The following is a 15156-nucleotide window of genomic DNA, read 5'->3' as shown; positions in this document are numbered from 1 at the left end:
CTGCATGGTGAATCTTGTCGCAGGGGGCGGGCATGGACTCTTCCAAACGGCGAGCGACGAACGGGGATGACGGCTTCGGCCGCGCCTATCCGCACGACGACGCCGAGGCTCTGCAGGCCGGCGGCATGATGGCCGTCTTCGCCTGTGGCAGCGCCGCCCTAACCGCTGTGATCGTCATCGCCGTCGGCGGCGCCTGGCTCGACTCCCGGGCGGAGCGTGCCGAGCAGCGCGCCCGCGACGCGGCGCCGCAAGCCATGCTGGTCTCCACCGCGCCGGCCGCATCGATCCCCTAAGCGTTAACCATAGCTAAAGCTGAAGCGGCCGAAGGTGCGGACGTCCGTCATGGGGTCTCCGCATGCCTAGTCCCGCCCGCGTCGCCGCAAGCCCGGCCGAAACCTTGATCGGGGCCGAGCCGTCCGGCGGCTTCCGGGATTTCGCCCCACGCACGCGGGTGCTGGAGGGCAAGTCTGTGCTGGTCACGGGCGGGACCGGCTCGTTCGGCCGGCGCTTCGTGCGCGAGGCCCTGGCCGGGCAGGCCCCGAAGAAGCTCATCATCCTGTCGCGGGACGAGCTGAAGCAGTACGAAATGCGCCAGGAGCTGGCCGAGCTCTTCCCCGAAGAGAAGCTGAAAGCCCTGCGCTTCTTCCTGGGCGACGTGCGCGACCGCAACCGGCTGGAGCTGGCCTTCCGCGGCGTCGACGTGGTGGTCCACGCGGCCGCCCTGAAGCAGGTGCCGGCGGCCGAATACAATCCGTCCGAGTGCATCCAGACCAACGTCATGGGGGCCGAGAACGTGGTCTGGGCCTCGCTGGCCAACCGCGTCGAGCGTGTCATCGCCCTGTCCACCGACAAGGCCTGTTCACCCATCAATCTGTATGGCGCGACCAAGCTGGCCTCGGACAAGACCTTCATCGCCGCCAACAATCTGTCGGGTGATCTGGGGACCCGTTTCGCCGTGGTCCGCTACGGCAACGTCATGGGCAGCCGGGGCTCGGTCGCGCCCCTGTTCAAGCGCCTGTTGGAGACCGGCGCCCACGAGCTGCCCATCACCGACCCGCGCATGACGCGCTTCTGGATCACGCTGGGCCAGGGGGTGAACTTCGTCCTCTCCTCGCTGGAGATGATGCGCGGCGGCGAGGTTTTCGTGCCCAAGATTCCCGCCACCACCATCACCGAGCTGGCCCAGGCCATGGCGCCCCAGGCGGGCGTGAAGCTGGTCGGGATCCGTCCCGGCGAGAAGCTGCACGAAATGATGATCTCGCCGGACGACGCGCGCCTGACGGTGGACCTGGGCGACCGCTACGCCATCGAGCCTGAGTTCGTGGAGTATCCGCGCAAGTCGTTCGCCGCCACCGGCGAAGGGCTGCCGGTGGACGAGGGCTTCGCCTACTCCTCCGACAGCAACGGCGAGCGGCTGGACGCACGCGGACTGATGACGCTTCTGGAGCGCGCCTATGGCTGACGGCGCCGCCTCCGCGCCGTTCCTCGCCTATGGCCGTCAGCACATCGACGAGTCCGACATCGCCGCCGTGGCCGAGGCCCTGCGCGGCGACTACCTGACCACCGGCCCCACCGTCGCCGCCTTCGAGGCCGCCGTCGCCAGGGCCGTCGACGCGCCCGAAGCCGTGGCCTGCTCCAACGGCACGGCGGCCCTGCACCTGGCGGTGATGGCGGCGGGACTGAAGCCGGGCGACCTGGCCGTGGTTCCGGCCATCACTTTCGCGGCGACGGCCAACGCCTGCGCCTATCAGGGGGCGGACGTGCTGTTCGCCGATGTGGACCCTTCCACCGGCCGCATGACCGGGGCGACCCTGGCCGAGGCGCTGGCCCGGGCCGACCGGCCCGTGCGCGCCATCCTGCCGGTGCATCTGGGCGGCCACGCCGTGGAGATGGCGGAGGTGCGGGCCCAGGCCGAGGGCATCGGCGCCGTCGTCATCGAGGACGCCTGCCACGCCCTGGGGACCGAGACGCCCAGCGGTCAGATCGGCGCATGCCCTGACAGCCTGATGGCCTGTTTCTCGCTGCACCCGGTCAAGACGCTGACCACCGGCGAAGGGGGCGTCATCACCACGCGCGACCCCGAACTCGCGGCGCGCATGCGGCGGCTGCGCAGCCACGGCATGGAGCGCGACCCGGCCCAGTTCCTCGACCGCGAGGCGGGTTTCGACGGCGACGTCCCCAACCCCTGGTGGCACGAGCAGCAGGATCTCGGCTTCAACTATCGTCTGCCCGACGTGCTTTGCGCGCTGGGCCTGTCGCAGCTGAAGCGCCTGCCCGACTTCATCGCCCGGCGTCGGCGGCTGGCCGCCCTTTATGCCGAGGCCCTTGCGCCGCTGGCGCCCGCCGTGCGCCTGGTCCAGGGGACGTCCGGGACCTTGCCCGCCCTCCACCTGCTGCAGGTGCTGATCGACTTCGAGGGCGCGGGCCTCACCCGCCGCCGGCTGATGGAGCGTTTGCACGCCCGCGGGATCGGAGCCCAGGTCCACTACATCCCCGTGCACCGGCACCCCTACTGGCGCGCCCGCAACGGCGAGACACGCCTGCCGGGCGCCGAGAGCTTCTACGACCGCACCCTGTCGCTGCCGCTGCACTACAACATGACCGAGGCCGATCCGGCCCGGGCCGCCGCCGCCCTGGCCGAGGTGCTGGGGGTGCGGCCATGATCGGAGCGACCCTTAAACTGCGGCCCATCCGTCCGCAGGACGGCCGCGCCCTGCACGACTGGCGCGCCGATCCGGCCTACCTGGCGACAGGGATCGATGACGGACCGGCCGATCCCATCGACCATGCAGAGTGGTTCGCCCGCTGCCTGGCCCGCACCGACCGCATCCTGATGATCGCCGAGGCCGCCCGCACCGAGGATGCGGTCGGACTGGTCCGCTACGACGAGAACCTGCACGGTCCCTGGGCCATGGTCTGGGCCGTGGCGCCACACCGGCGCGGGCGGGGCTGGAGCCGAAAGATATCCGAAGCCGCCGAGGCGCATCGCCCCTCCGGTCCGCGCCTCAGCCTGCTGGCGGAGGGCGTGTAATGGCGCGGATCGCGGTCGTCACTGACACGCCCGGCTGGTTCGATCCGCACGGCGAGGCCCTGGCCGCGACGCTGCGTCAGGAGGGGCACGAGGCCGTCTTTGTCCGCGACGTGCGCGAGGCGCCGGAGGGCGACATGGCCTTTCACCTGTCGTGTCTGAAGCTGTGCCCGCCCGAGGCCCTGGCGCTCAATGCTCTGAACCTGGTGGTCCACGCCAGCGATCTGCCGAAGGGCCGTGGCTTCTCGCCCCTGGTCTGGCAGGTGCTGGAGGGCCGCAATGACATTCCCGTCTGCCTGATCGAGGCGGCCGAGGCGGCCGACGCCGGCCCCGTCCGCCTGCGCGACGCCCTCACCTTTCAGGGGTGCGAACTGAACGACGAGATGCGCGAGGCGCTGGGCCGCAAGGTGGTCGAGATGTGCCTGCGCTTCGCCCGCGCGCCAGACGCCTATCCTCCGGCCGAACAGGTCGGCGAGCCCAGCTGGTACGCCCGCCGCCGCCCGGAGGACAGTCGCCTCGATCCGAACCGCACCCTAGCCGACCAGTTCGACCTGCTGCGCGTGGTGGACAACGACCGCTATCCCGCCTTCTTCGAGCACCGGGGGCGGCGCTTCATCCTGCGCATCGAAGACGCCGGAGCCGCCGGATGAGCCCCGAGGTCGTCATCGCGGGGCGGCGCATCGGTCCGGACCATCCGCCCTATGTGATCTGCGAGCTGTCAGGCAACCACAACGGGTCGCTCGATCGGGCGCTCAGCATGATCGATGCGGCGGCGGCCACGGGCTGCGACGCCATCAAGATCCAGACCTACACGCCCGACACCCTGACCATCGCCTGCGACGCCCCTGACTTCCGCATCGAAGGCGGACCCTGGAGCGGGCGCACCCTGCACGACCTCTACGCAGAGGCGCATACGCCCTACGAATGGCATACGGCCCTGTTCGAGCGGGCGCGCCGGCTCGGGGTGACGCTCTTCTCCACCCCCTTCGACGAGACGGCCGTCGACCTGCTCGAAAGCTTCGACGCTCCCGCCTACAAGATCGCCTCCTTCGAAGCGGTGGACCTGGAACTGACCGCCCGCGTCGCCCGGACCGGCAAGCCGATGATCCTGTCGACGGGCCTGGCCAATCTCGAGGAGATCGGCCGGGCGGTGGACACGGCGCGGTCGCACGGCTGCGATCAGCTGGCGCTCCTGCACTGCATCAGCGCCTATCCGGCGCCCATCGACCAGGCCCATGTCAGGACCGTGCCGGACCTGGCGGCCCGCTTCGGCTGCGTCGGCGGACTGTCGGATCACACCTTGGGCACGGCCGCGGCTGTGACCGCGGTCGCCCTGGGCGGCGCTGTGATCGAAAAGCATTTCACCCTGGCGCGCGCCGACGGCGGCCCGGACGCCGCCTTCAGCCTGGAGCCGGACGAGTTCACGCGCCTGGTGCGCGACTGCAAGGACGCGTGGGCGGCCCTGGGCCAGGCGGGTTACGATCTCAAGGGCGCCGAGCGCGGTTCGGTCGTCTTCCGCCGCTCGCTCTACGTCGTCGCCGATGTGGCGGCCGGAGAGCCGCTTACGCGGGCCAACGTCCGCGCCATCCGTCCCGGCTATGGGCTGGAGCCCCGCCTCCTGCCCGACGTTCTTGGTCGTCCCGCCCTGAGGCCCCTGAAGCGCGGCGAGCCCCTGGCGTGGGACATGGTCGAGTGCAGCCCCGAACTGAAGGAGGCGAGGGCATGATCCTGACCATCCTGCAGGCGCGCATGAGCTCCAGCCGCCTGCCCGGCAAGGTGATGCGGCCCATGGCCGGCGTGCCCATGATCGGCCGCCAGATCGAGCGGTTGAGGCGCTGCGAAACCCTGGGCAAGCTTGTGCTGGCGACCAGTCTGGAGCCCTCGGACGATCCCTTGGCCGCGTATGTGGAGCGCCTGGGCGTCACCGTCTTTCGGGGATCGCTGAACGACGTGCTGGGCCGGTTTCAGGCGGCGGTCACCGCCCACGGCCCGGCCGAGCATGTGGTGCGCCTGACCGGCGATTGCCCTCTAGCCGATCCCGACGTCATCGACGCCTGCGTGCGCCTGCATTTGAACGCGGGGCGCGACTACACCTCCAACACGCTGGACCGGACCTTCCCCGTGGGCCTGGACGTGGAGGTCATGCGCGCCTCAGCGCTGGCCGAGGCGTTCCGCGACGCCGCCGATCCCTACGACCGCGAGCACGTGACGCCGTACCTCTATCGCAACCCGACCCGGTTCAGTCTGATGCAGCTGAGGCAGAACCCGGATCTGTCGGGGCTGCGCTGGACCGTGGACTATCCGGAAGACTTCGCCTTCGCCGAACAGGTGTTCGAGGCCCTGATCGAGCCCTTCGGCCAGTCGCAGATTCTGAAACTACCTTTCGGGCGCCGGATGGCGGCCTAGTCCACGAGGGCCAGCACCGCCTCGGCGGCGCGCGCCGCGCCCCGCCCGTCGCACAGGGCCGCGGCCCGCTCGGACAGCCGCCTCCGGCGCCCCGCATCGCTCATCAGCCCGGTGAAGGCGCGGTCGAACAGCGCCTCGAAGGCCGGGTCGCTGACGTCGATGACCTCGGCCGCGCCGCGCCGGGCCAGGGCCTCGGCCGAGGGGGCCTGATTGGGCGCCAGCACCAGCAGCAAGGTCGGCAGGCCCAGGGTGCAGCGCTCCCAGGTAGAGCCGCCGCCCGCGCCGATGGCCAAGTCCGCCGCCGCCATCACCGGCGCGATGTCCGGAGTCGGATCAATCAGGTGCAGACGTGGATCGCGCGCGGCCAGCAGCTCCAGCACCTGACGGCTCGGCGCTTCCGGGGCCAGTACGACATCGGCGCGCACCTGCCCCATCCGAGGCAGCAGACGCGACACGACCCGCCCGGTGATCCCGCCCACATCCGTCAGGCCCAGGGCGACGAACAGGCGATGGACCGCGCCGCCCGATCCGCGGCCGAGCCTCTCCGCCCGCAAGGCCGCGAACTCGGGCCGCACCAGGGCGTATCGCGGACCCAGGCACAGGCGCGCCCCCGCCGGCAACAGGCCCTCGTAATCCGCGGCCGTGCGGTCGGGCCCCAGGTCCACCGCCAGGCACACATCCAGGGGACGGTCGGCCAGGTCGTCCACGGCGGCCGCAGGTCGACCCGCCCGCGCCCGGCCATGGTCCCCGGCGCCCAGGCGGTAATGGTCGAAGACCACAAGGTCGGCCGTCCGGTCCCGCGCGGCGTCGGCCAGGTCTGACGGCGCCGCGGGTCCTTCGATCAGCTCAAGTCCCTCCAGTCCCAGGCTCCGCGCCAGACGAGCTCCGTGCGCCGGACACAGAAGGGCGCAGTCCGCGCCGAGCGCCCCCAGCGCACCAGCCAGGGTGGCGATGCGCATGACGTGGCCGCCCCCGATCTCGGGCCCCGAATCCGCCACCAGAAGGACGCGTGTCATGGCCCAAGACTAGGGTGTTTCGGGCCCCGATAAATCCCGCATCTGCGCTCTTGCGGGGCGGGGGGCGTTTGACTAGGTTCCGCCGCTCACTCGCCAGCCGGAGGTGCTCCGGCGCGCGCCTTCAGGAGAGGTGGCTGAGTGGTTGAAAGCACCGCACTCGAAATGCGGCATACTCGCAAGGGTATCGCGGGTTCGAATCCCGCCCTCTCCGCCATCGCCGCGACTTAAGCCCGCTTCAGCCGGGCCTGCTGATCCCACAGGTGGGCGCGATACGCCTCGAGCCAGGCCGCCGAAGCTGGAGGGATCAGGCGCGGTCGCGCGTGGGATCCATCTTGCTCTTGTCGGCATAGGTCAGGGCCAGGAAGACGTCCTCAAGGTCGGGGTCTTCAGTGGCGATGTCGCGGATGCGCACCCCGGCCGCTCGCACGGCCATAAGCACCTGCTCCACGCTGGACTGGCCGGTCTTGTAGGTGATTGAAAAGGCGCCGCCCGGCCGGGACCGCGCCTCGAAGCCGCTGATCTCCGGCGCGGTCTCCAGCGGCTCTTCGGGCGTCACCACCACGTTGCGCGTATCCAGCCGGCGCAGCAGCTCAGGCGTGGTGGCGTTGGCGACGATCTCGCCGTGATTGACGATGGCGATGCGGTCGCACAGCTCTTGGGCCTCCTCCAGATAGTGGGTGGTCAGAAGCACGGTGACGCCCTCGGCGTTGATGCGGCGCACATAGGCCCACAGCTGGCGGCGCAGCTCCACGTCCACGCCCGCCGTCGGCTCGTCCAGGATCAGGACCGGCGGGTTGTGCACCAAGGCCTTGGCGATCATCAGCCGGCGCTTCATGCCGCCGGACAGCTGGCGCACATAGGCCTCGGCCTTGTCGGCCAGACCCAGCGCCTCCAGCAGTTCGTCGGTGCGGCGCTCGGCCTTTGGCACGCCATAGAAGCCCGCCTGCACCTCCAGCGACTCCCGCGGGGTGAAGAAGACATCGGCGGTGATCTCCTGGGCGACCACGCCCAGCGCGGCGCGGGCGTTCCGGGGCTCGCGGTCGATGTCGCGGCCCCAGATCGTCACCTCGCCTTCGGTCTTCACCGTCACCCCGGCCAGGATGTTGATCAGGGTCGACTTGCCCGCGCCGTTGGGCCCCAGCAGGCCGAACATGGCGCCGCGCGGAATGGTCAGGTCGACGCCCTTCAAGGCCTGCTTGGCGGGGCTCTTCCTGCCTGCCGGATAGGTCTTCACCAGGCCTTTGATGGAGATGGCGTCGTCGGGAAGGGTCATGCGCGATCCGGCTGCAGCGATGGGGCGAACGGGGCGTTTGACGCACCCCCGCCGCCCGCCTAGGTATGCCTCCGCCCTCTGTTCGCCAAGCCCGAGCCCGCAACGCCATGCCGCCGCGCCATCCTGACGACGCCAATCCCCAGCCTGAGGTGATCCTGGTCGACCGCAAGCGGGTCGCCTGCGACGGCGGCGGGGTCCTCGGCCATCCGCTGGTCTATCTGGAGATGGGCGACAACGATTGGGCCGAGTGCGGCTATTGCGACCGGCGCTTCGAGCTGGCGTCTGGCCCGGGGCGGGAAGACGAGTATCACGATCCCGCCGCGCGGGCGCCCGAGGCGCACTGACATGGACCGCCGCCAAGTATTCCTGGGCGGCGCCCTCGCCTTTCTAGGCGGCCTTCTTCCCTGGCGCGCCTTCGCCCAGGCGCGGCCCCCGGCCGACACGGGCCCCGCCGATCCGCTCAATGATGAGCACCTGCTCGGACTGCTAGCGCGCTCAGGCGCCCCCGCCCTGGCGGCGGAAGCTCAAGGCGGCGGCACGGGCTCGGTGCAGTGGCTGGTCGGGGTGCGCCGCGCCGGGACCGAAGACTACGCCCAACCCGGCGACCTCTGGCACATCGGCTCCATCACCAAGTCCATGACCGCCACCCTGATCGCCCGGCTGGTGGATCAGGGCGTGATCGCCTGGAGCGACACGGTCGGCGGCATCCTGGGCGGCGAGGCGGCCAGCGGCCCCTATGCCGAGGCCACCTTCCTGCATCTGCTCAGCCACAGGTCCGGGCTGCCGGCCAACCTGCCCATCGCGCGCCTGCCGGCCTACGCCACGCCCTCGGGCGACGTCGTCGCCGACCGCGCCCGCTACGTCGCCGAGGGGCTGGCCCTGCCGCCCGTTGGGCCGATGCGTGAGACCTTCCTCTATTCCAACCAGGGTTACGTCACCGCAGGCGCCATGATCGAGCGCCGCACGGGCCAGAGCTGGGAGCAGCTGATGCGCGAGCACCTGTTCGCGCCGCTGGGTCTCACCTCCGCCGGGTTCGGCGCGCCGACCGGTGATCAGCCCTGGGGTCACAGGGCCGGGTTGGCCGGTCTGTCGCCCGTGGATCCTAGCCGCCCCTTCGCCGACAACCCGGAACCCCTGGGGCCGGCGGGCCGGGTCCACATGAACCTGCATGATCTGACCGCCTATCTGGGCGCGCACCGCGACCGCTCGGCCTATCTCAAGCCCGAGACCTGGGACGTGCTGCACACGCCCCCCTTCGGCGGCGAGTATGCCCTGGGCTGGGTCGTCCGGCCTGAGGGCCTTTGGCACAACGGGTCCAACACCGTCTGGTACGCCGAGGTGCTGGTCGGCAGGACAGGCGCCGTCTCGGCCGCCGCCTGCAACAGCGGCGATCTGGCGCGCGTGCGCGGCCCCGTCGGCGAAGCGCTGCGGGGCGCGGCGGCCGCGGTGAGGGCAAGCTGATGCGCTATCTGCACACCATGGTCCGGGTCGCCGACCTGGAGGCGGGCCTCGCCTTCTGGCGCGACGCCCTGGGCCTTCAGGTGATCCGCCGCCGGGACTACGAGCAGGGCCGCTTCACCCTGGTCTTCCTGGCCGCGCCCGGCGACGCCGCCCGCGCCGAGGCCGAGGCCGCGCCGATGGTCGAGCTGACCTGGAACTGGGATCCGGAGACCTATTCAGGCGGCCGCAACTTCGGCCACCTGGCCTATGAGGTGGACGACATCTACGGCGCCTGCGAGCGGCTCCAGACCGCGGGCGTCACCATCAATCGGCCGCCCCGCGACGGGCGCATGGCCTTCGTCCGCTCGCCCGACGGCATCTCCATCGAGCTGCTGCAGAAGGGCGAGCCCCTGCCCCCGGCCGAGCCCTGGACCTCCATGCCGAACACCGGCGAGTGGTGACCACCCGCCACGGGTGACGCCGCCCTTCGGTCCCCTTATGTTCGCGGCCATGAGCTCCGACGATTCCGCCGCCGCGCCCGCGCCCGAGACCGACCGCCCCCTGACCCAGGACGGGCCCGCCGTCCGGCTGTGGATGATCGACGCCAGCGCCTACATCTTCCGCGCCTACCACGCCCTGCCGCCCCTGACGCGCAAGTCCGACGGCCTGCCGGTCGGCGCCGTCCAGGGCTACTGCAACATGCTGTGGAAGCTGCTGCGCGACATGAAGGGGCAGGACGGCCCCACCCACCTGGCGGCCATCTTCGACCATTCGGAAAAGACGTTCCGCAACGAGCTCTACAGCGACTACAAGGCCCACCGCCCGCCGCCGCCCGAGGACCTGGTCCCCCAGTTCAGCCTGGTGCGCGAGGCCACCGCCGCCTTCGGCGTCCACTGCGTCGAGCTGCCGGGCTATGAGGCGGACGACCTGATCGCCACCTACGCCTGCAAGGCGCGCGACGCGGGCGGCAAGGCCGTCATCGTCAGCTCCGACAAGGACCTGATGCAGCTGATCGGCTCGGGCGTCGTCATGTACGATCCCATGAAGGACGCCGTGCTCGAGCACGAGGCGGTCCTGGCCAAGTTCGGCGTCGGCCCGGACAAGGTGGTCGATGTCCAGGCTCTGATCGGCGACTCCACTGACAACGTCCCCGGCGCCCCCGGCATCGGCATGAAGACCGCCAGCCAGCTGATCCTGGAATACGGCGACCTCGACACCCTTTTGGCCCGCGCCGGCGAGATCAAACAGCCCAAGCGCCGTGAGACCCTGATCGAGTACGCCGACCAGATCAGGCTCAGCCGAGAGCTGGTGCGCCTGACCTGCGATGCGCCCGCGCCCTGGCCCATCGACGACTTCGAGGTCCGCGACCCGGACCCCGAGCGCCTCTCGGCCTTCCTGGAGCTGATGGAGTTCCGCTCGCTGGCCCGCCGCGTGGGCGACGGCAAGGCGCCCCAGCGGGACGGCCCGGCCCTGGCGCCCAAGCCCATCACCGCGCCTGTCTCGACGCCCCGCTTCGCTCCCCAGGAAAAGGCGGCGGAAAGCCAGGCCTTCGACACCGAGGCCTATGAGTGCATCCAGACCATTGACGCGCTGGACCGCTGGATCGCCGAGGCCCGTCAGGCCGGCGTCATCGGCTTCGACACCGAGACGGACTCCCTGTCTTCCAGCCATGCCGAGCTGTGCGGCCTGTCCCTGGCGGTCGGGCCCAACCGCGCCTGCTATGTGCCGCTGAGCCACGAGCACCCCCAGGCCGCGGACGGCGGGCTCGACTTCGCCGGCGACGCGCAAGGGCGCCCCGACCAGATCGACGCCGGCTTCGCCCTGGCGCGCCTCAAGGACCTGCTTGAGGACCCGGCGGTGCTCAAGGTCGGCCAGAACATCAAGTACGACATCGCCGTCATGGCGCGCCACGGCGTGCGGGTGTCCCCCATCGAGGACACCATGCTGATCTCCTACGTGCTGGAGGGCGGCCTGCACGGCCACGGCATGGACGACCTGGCCCGGCGCTGGCTGGGGCACGAGCCCATCAGCTTCAAGTCCGTCACGGGCTCGGGCAAGGCGCAGAAGAGCTTCCGCCACGTCGAGCTCAAGCCCGCCACCTGCTACGCCGCCGAGGACGCCGACGTGACCTTACGCCTGTGGCGGCTGCTCAAGCCCCGCCTGGCCGCCGAGGGCCTGACCACCGTCTATGAGACGCTTGAGCGCGGCATGCCGCCGGTGCTGGCCGACATGGAGATCGCCGGCATCCGCATCGATCCGGAGCGCCTGCGCCGCCTGTCCAACGAGTTCGGCAAGCGCATGGCCGAGCTGGAGGAGAAGGCCCACCTTCTCGCCGGCCGCCCCTTCAACCTGGGCAGTCCCAAGCAGATCGGCGACATCCTGTTCGGCGAGCTCAGCCTGCCCGGCGGCAAGAAGACCGCCACCGGCGCCTGGGGCACCGACGCCTCCGTGCTGGAGGAGCTGGCCGCCGCCCACGAGCTGCCGCGCACCCTGCTCGACTGGCGCCAGCTGTCAAAGCTGAAGGGCACCTATACCGACGCCCTGATCCAGGCGATGGACCCGGGGACGAACCGCGTCCACACCAGCTATCAGCTGGCCGCGGCCTCGACCGGCCGCCTGGCCTCGTCCGATCCGAACCTGCAGAATATCCCCATCAGGAACGAGCTGGGCCGCCAGATCCGCCAGGCCTTCGTCGCCGCGCCGGGCCATGTGCTGATCTCGGCGGACTATTCCCAGATCGAGCTGCGGCTCCTCGCCCACATCGGCGACATTCAGGAGCTGAAGCGCGCCTTTAAGGCCGGGCTCGACATCCACGCCGCCACCGCCAGCGAGATGTTCGGCGTGCCGGTCGAGGGCATGCCGGCCGAGACGCGCCGCCGGGCCAAGGCCATCAACTTCGGCATCGTCTACGGCATCAGCGCCTTTGGCCTGGCCAACCAGCTGGGCATCGATCAGGGCGAGGCGGCGGCCTACATCAAGACCTATTTCGAGCGCTTCCCCGGCATCCGCGACTATATGGACGCGACCAAGGTGCTGGTGCGCGAACAGGCCTATGTCTCGACCCTGTTCGGGCGGCGCATCCACATCCCGGCCATCCGCTCCAAGTCGAACGCCGAGCGCGCCTTCGGAGAGCGCGCCGCCATCAACGCCCCGATCCAGGGCGCGGCGGCCGACATCATCCGCCGGGCCATGATGCGCATGCCCGGCGCGCTGAGAGAGGCGGGCCTGCACACGCGCATGCTGCTCCAGGTGCACGACGAACTGGTCTTCGAGGCGCCCGAGGCTGAGGCCGAGGCGGCCATCCCCCTGATCCGCCGCGTCATGGAGACGGCGGCCGAGCCGGCCGTCGCCCTATCCGTGCCCCTGGTGGTCGACGCCCGCGCCGCCGCCAACTGGGACGAGGCGCATTAGGGGTCTGCTCGGTTCGCGGCCATAAGCAGACACCTAGACCATCGCTTACTGCGGACCCTCGACGAAGGCTTGGCGTACTCTTCACGGAGTGACAAGCTCTGCTGATGGTGAGCCGGAAAGCCCTCACTCCGCTAGTGGCTAGAAATCTGATGATGATCTTCGGTCGCCGCCTTTTCGCCCGAGGAGATGCTACGCCTGCTGCGTCATTGCTGGCGAGCTCCCTCAGCGAGACAGCTAGGGGCGTGACGGTCCAGGCCGATCGGCCGATCAACCGGATTGCGGACGACAGGTTTGATCGTGCGCCATTCGCTGTCCAGATCGCAAAGGTGATCGCAGGCCGACAGGATCCTTCGAGCTTAGTCGTCGGACTTTACGGGCCATGGGGTGACGGCAAGACCTCGGTGCTCTCCATGACGCGGGAGGCACTGGCGGCATACCCCGACGTCATTTCCATGGAATACAATCCGTGGTTCTACGGATCGAGCACCGAAGCCATCACTCGCAGCTTCTTCAAGTCGCTCTCTGAAACGCTTGAGAAAAGCAGGCTGCTGTCGCGCGATAATATTGGTCAGCTCATGTCGACGCTGGGGCGTTCGGTGCCGCATGCCGGAGAGGCGGTAGCGGCGGTCGGCGAACTTCTGGGTAGTGAAACCCTGACCGACACCCGCGACAGGGTCAGCGAAATCCTACGGCGGCACAAGAAGAAGATCGTTGTATTCATCGACGACATAGACCGTCTTGATCGCGCCGATATCCAGACACTCTTCAAGCTCGTCCGCCTTTCCGGCGGGTTCGATCACACCACGTACGTGCTTGCGTTCGACGAAGAGGTGGTAGCGGAAGCGTTAGGTGAAGCCTACGGCACAGGGGGGGCCGTCGCTGGTCGCCGCTTTCTGGAAAAAATCGTCCAAGTGCCGCTTCATCTTCCACCAGCAAGCCCGGAGAAGCTTCGCCAACATGTTTTCGCCGCCTGCGATCGTGTGATCAGCGAGAACGGTCTGGAGCTGGCCGCGGGCCAGAATATCGAGTTGGGAAACGGCCTAGTCGAGGGGATAGGTGCCGCACTCAAGACGCCTCGCCAGGTGAAGCTGTTCGACAATGCGATCACCTTCGCCGTCCCTATTCTCAAGAATGAGGTTCACACCGTCGATCTCATCCTCATCGAAGCGCTTCGGACGTTCTATCCCTCCGTCTACAAAGCCGTAAGGCATCATCCCGACGACGTCCTATCGAGACGGGCAGAGCGGCAACTACAGAACCAACCCGAGGTACTCTCGCCGCTCGATGTCGCCATTGACGCCCTCGATGTTCCTAGCAGGGAGAAAGATGCAGTCCGCAGGCTCATTGAAGGGCGATTCCCTCGTCGTCGATCAATCGGCTATGGCGACACATGGGATCAAGTATGGGCTTCGGAGAAGCGCGTTTGCGCTCGCGACTATTTCGACCGGTATTTCGTATACGCTGTCCCCACCGGCGACATATCGGATCATTCGATAGAGCAGCTGATCCTGAACGCTATTGAAGGCAACGATGAGGCTGTTGCGGCAATCATCGACTCAGCATTCGAGCGCCAAGCGTCCGACCTTCTCGTCCGCAAGCTGCGTCATCGCGAAGAGACGATGGATACGAACGCTGCGAGGCCTCTCTCGCTTGCCTTGGCCTCGGAAGTCTCCCGTGTTCCCAAGACTGCCGATATCTTTCTAGGTGATTACTCACTGATACAGGTCGCCGTTTTGATCTCGCGTCTCGTAGAGAGGCTCGCACCCGCTCAACAAGACGCGCTGTTAGCCGAGGTCGCTGAGCGGACGGACTCGCTGTTCTTCCTTCAAGAGCTCATCCGCACGTCGCGAATGAGAACATCTGACGACGGAGAGCAGCGGGGTTTTCTAGAACCGGAGCGGGTTCATCCCCTTGCAGCCATTCTGTTTCGGCGGCTCAAGGAAATGGCGGCTGATAGCAACCCTTTCGATGCAACCGAAGACCGGCTGGCGCGCGTGGCGTACTGCATCGAAACTTCGGCCAGCGCCGAGACGATCGACGACTTGAAACGTTATCTACGGGAGGTTCTGGAGGCCGACACCGGCAATGCGCTTCGGCTCCTTAAGGCCTTCACCGGGCGTTCGCAGGGTGCCTCCGGCGAGATCGGCTACAGCGACTTTTCGCGGAACTCCTATGACGGGCTGATCACGCTGATCGACCCCGATCTTATCTACGCCAAGCTCCGAGACATTTATGGGGACGAACTAGACTCCGCGACGTGGGGTCGAGATTGGAGCGGCACCCAAGACACTGATCGGCGGCTCGCCAACCAGTTTTCTGCTATCCGCCGAGCGCCACCGTCAGCTGCAAACGGGGCAGAGGAGTGACTGGCGTAGGTCGCGCACTAGCCGGGGACAGACGCATCGCTCGGCTTTTTTCATGGGTCGGGGAGCCACCGACAATCACCGATCCTTCCAATGTTCGGCAGCGTTACATCAGCCGACTGAACGAAAGCACCCCCCTCGCCCGGCCTTGCATTACGGCCAAACTGGGGCGCGGCTTTTCCGAAGTTTAACTGGAGCGGCCCCGGCCCCGACCGCATT

General features: G+C 68.7%; 14 protein-coding genes and 1 tRNA gene. 13 read left to right on the top strand and 2 right to left on the bottom strand.

What is annotated here, in order from left to right; genetic code table 11:
• The first annotated feature begins 32 nt into the window (after positions 1-32).
• From Q0812_RS00725 to Q0812_RS00695, 7 genes are all read left to right on the top strand, one after another.
• Positions 33-293 (top strand): hypothetical protein, encoded by a 261-nt coding sequence (locus Q0812_RS00725; protein ID WP_302108374.1) that lies wholly within the window; start codon positions 33-35, stop codon positions 291-293.
• Positions 294-355: 62 nt separating this feature from the next.
• Positions 356-1462 carry a UDP-N-acetylglucosamine 4,6-dehydratase (inverting) gene (gene pseB / locus Q0812_RS00720; RefSeq protein WP_302108373.1) on the top strand — a complete coding sequence of 369 codons (1107 nt, stop codon included), beginning with the start codon at positions 356-358 and terminating at the stop codon, positions 1460-1462.
• Entirely contained in the window at positions 1455-2663 is a 1209-nt protein-coding gene (pseC, locus tag Q0812_RS00715; protein WP_302108372.1) for a UDP-4-amino-4,6-dideoxy-N-acetyl-beta-L-altrosamine transaminase, read from the top strand. Before pseB ends, pseC begins: the two co-directional genes overlap by 8 nt.
• Positions 2660-3031: a GNAT family N-acetyltransferase gene (locus Q0812_RS00710; protein WP_302108371.1), complete on the top strand. Its 372-nt coding sequence runs from the start codon at positions 2660-2662 to the stop codon at positions 3029-3031. The genes pseC and Q0812_RS00710 overlap by 4 nt, the downstream gene beginning before the upstream one ends.
• Positions 3031-3678, top strand: a complete 648-nt coding sequence (locus Q0812_RS00705; RefSeq protein ID WP_302108370.1) for a formyl transferase — start codon at positions 3031-3033, stop codon at positions 3676-3678. The genes Q0812_RS00710 and Q0812_RS00705 overlap by 1 nt, the downstream gene beginning before the upstream one ends.
• Positions 3675-4754 (top strand): pseudaminic acid synthase, encoded by a 1080-nt coding sequence (pseI, locus tag Q0812_RS00700; RefSeq protein WP_302108369.1) that lies wholly within the window; start codon positions 3675-3677, stop codon positions 4752-4754. The genes Q0812_RS00705 and pseI overlap by 4 nt, the downstream gene beginning before the upstream one ends.
• Complete coding sequence (locus tag Q0812_RS00695; RefSeq protein ID WP_302108368.1) at positions 4751-5434, top strand: cytidylyltransferase domain-containing protein; 684 nt, start codon at positions 4751-4753, stop codon at positions 5432-5434. The genes pseI and Q0812_RS00695 overlap by 4 nt, the downstream gene beginning before the upstream one ends.
• Here the strand turns inward: Q0812_RS00695 and pseG are convergent.
• Positions 5431-6450: a UDP-2,4-diacetamido-2,4,6-trideoxy-beta-L-altropyranose hydrolase gene (gene pseG, locus Q0812_RS00690; protein WP_302108367.1), complete on the bottom strand. Its 1020-nt coding sequence runs from the start codon at positions 6448-6450 to the stop codon at positions 5431-5433. The two genes, Q0812_RS00695 and pseG, sit on opposite strands and share 4 nt — an antisense overlap.
• 124 nt (positions 6451-6574) lie before the next feature.
• Here pseG and Q0812_RS00685 point away from each other — a divergent pair.
• Positions 6575-6664, top strand: a tRNA-Ser gene (locus Q0812_RS00685).
• A gap of 90 nt (positions 6665-6754) precedes the next feature.
• Here the strand turns inward: Q0812_RS00685 and Q0812_RS00680 are convergent.
• On the bottom strand, positions 6755-7723 hold the full coding sequence (locus Q0812_RS00680) for an ABC transporter ATP-binding protein (protein ID WP_302108366.1): 969 nt from the start codon (positions 7721-7723) through the stop codon (positions 6755-6757).
• Positions 7724-7830: 107 nt separating this feature from the next.
• On the opposite strand from Q0812_RS00680, the gene Q0812_RS00675 reads away from it, so the two are divergent.
• The 5 genes from Q0812_RS00675 to Q0812_RS00655 all read left to right on the top strand — a co-directional run bounded on the left by Q0812_RS00675 (position 7831) and on the right by Q0812_RS00655 (position 14940).
• Positions 7831-8067, top strand: coding sequence for a zinc-finger domain-containing protein (locus tag Q0812_RS00675; RefSeq protein WP_302108365.1), 237 nt, complete (start codon positions 7831-7833; stop codon positions 8065-8067).
• Position 8068: 1 nt separating this feature from the next.
• Positions 8069-9184: a serine hydrolase domain-containing protein gene (locus tag Q0812_RS00670; RefSeq protein ID WP_302108364.1), complete on the top strand. Its 1116-nt coding sequence runs from the start codon at positions 8069-8071 to the stop codon at positions 9182-9184.
• Positions 9184-9624 (top strand): VOC family protein, encoded by a 441-nt coding sequence (locus tag Q0812_RS00665; protein WP_302108363.1) that lies wholly within the window; start codon positions 9184-9186, stop codon positions 9622-9624. The genes Q0812_RS00670 and Q0812_RS00665 overlap by 1 nt, the downstream gene beginning before the upstream one ends.
• A gap of 37 nt (positions 9625-9661) precedes the next feature.
• Positions 9662-12574 (top strand): DNA polymerase I, encoded by a 2913-nt coding sequence (gene polA / locus Q0812_RS00660; protein WP_425281548.1) that lies wholly within the window; start codon positions 9662-9664, stop codon positions 12572-12574.
• 149 nt (positions 12575-12723) lie between these two features.
• Positions 12724-14940, top strand: a complete 2217-nt coding sequence (locus Q0812_RS00655) for a KAP family P-loop NTPase fold protein (protein ID WP_302108361.1) — start codon at positions 12724-12726, stop codon at positions 14938-14940.
• Positions 14941-15156: the final 216 nt, after the last annotated feature.

Origin of the sequence: Peiella sedimenti, assembly GCF_030504955.1 — a bacterium.
GTDB classification, from domain to species: Bacteria; Pseudomonadota; Alphaproteobacteria; order Caulobacterales; family Caulobacteraceae; genus Brevundimonas; species Brevundimonas sedimenti.
Note: the sequence above shows the minus strand (reverse complement) of the source record. Positions and strands in the feature narration are given on the sequence as shown.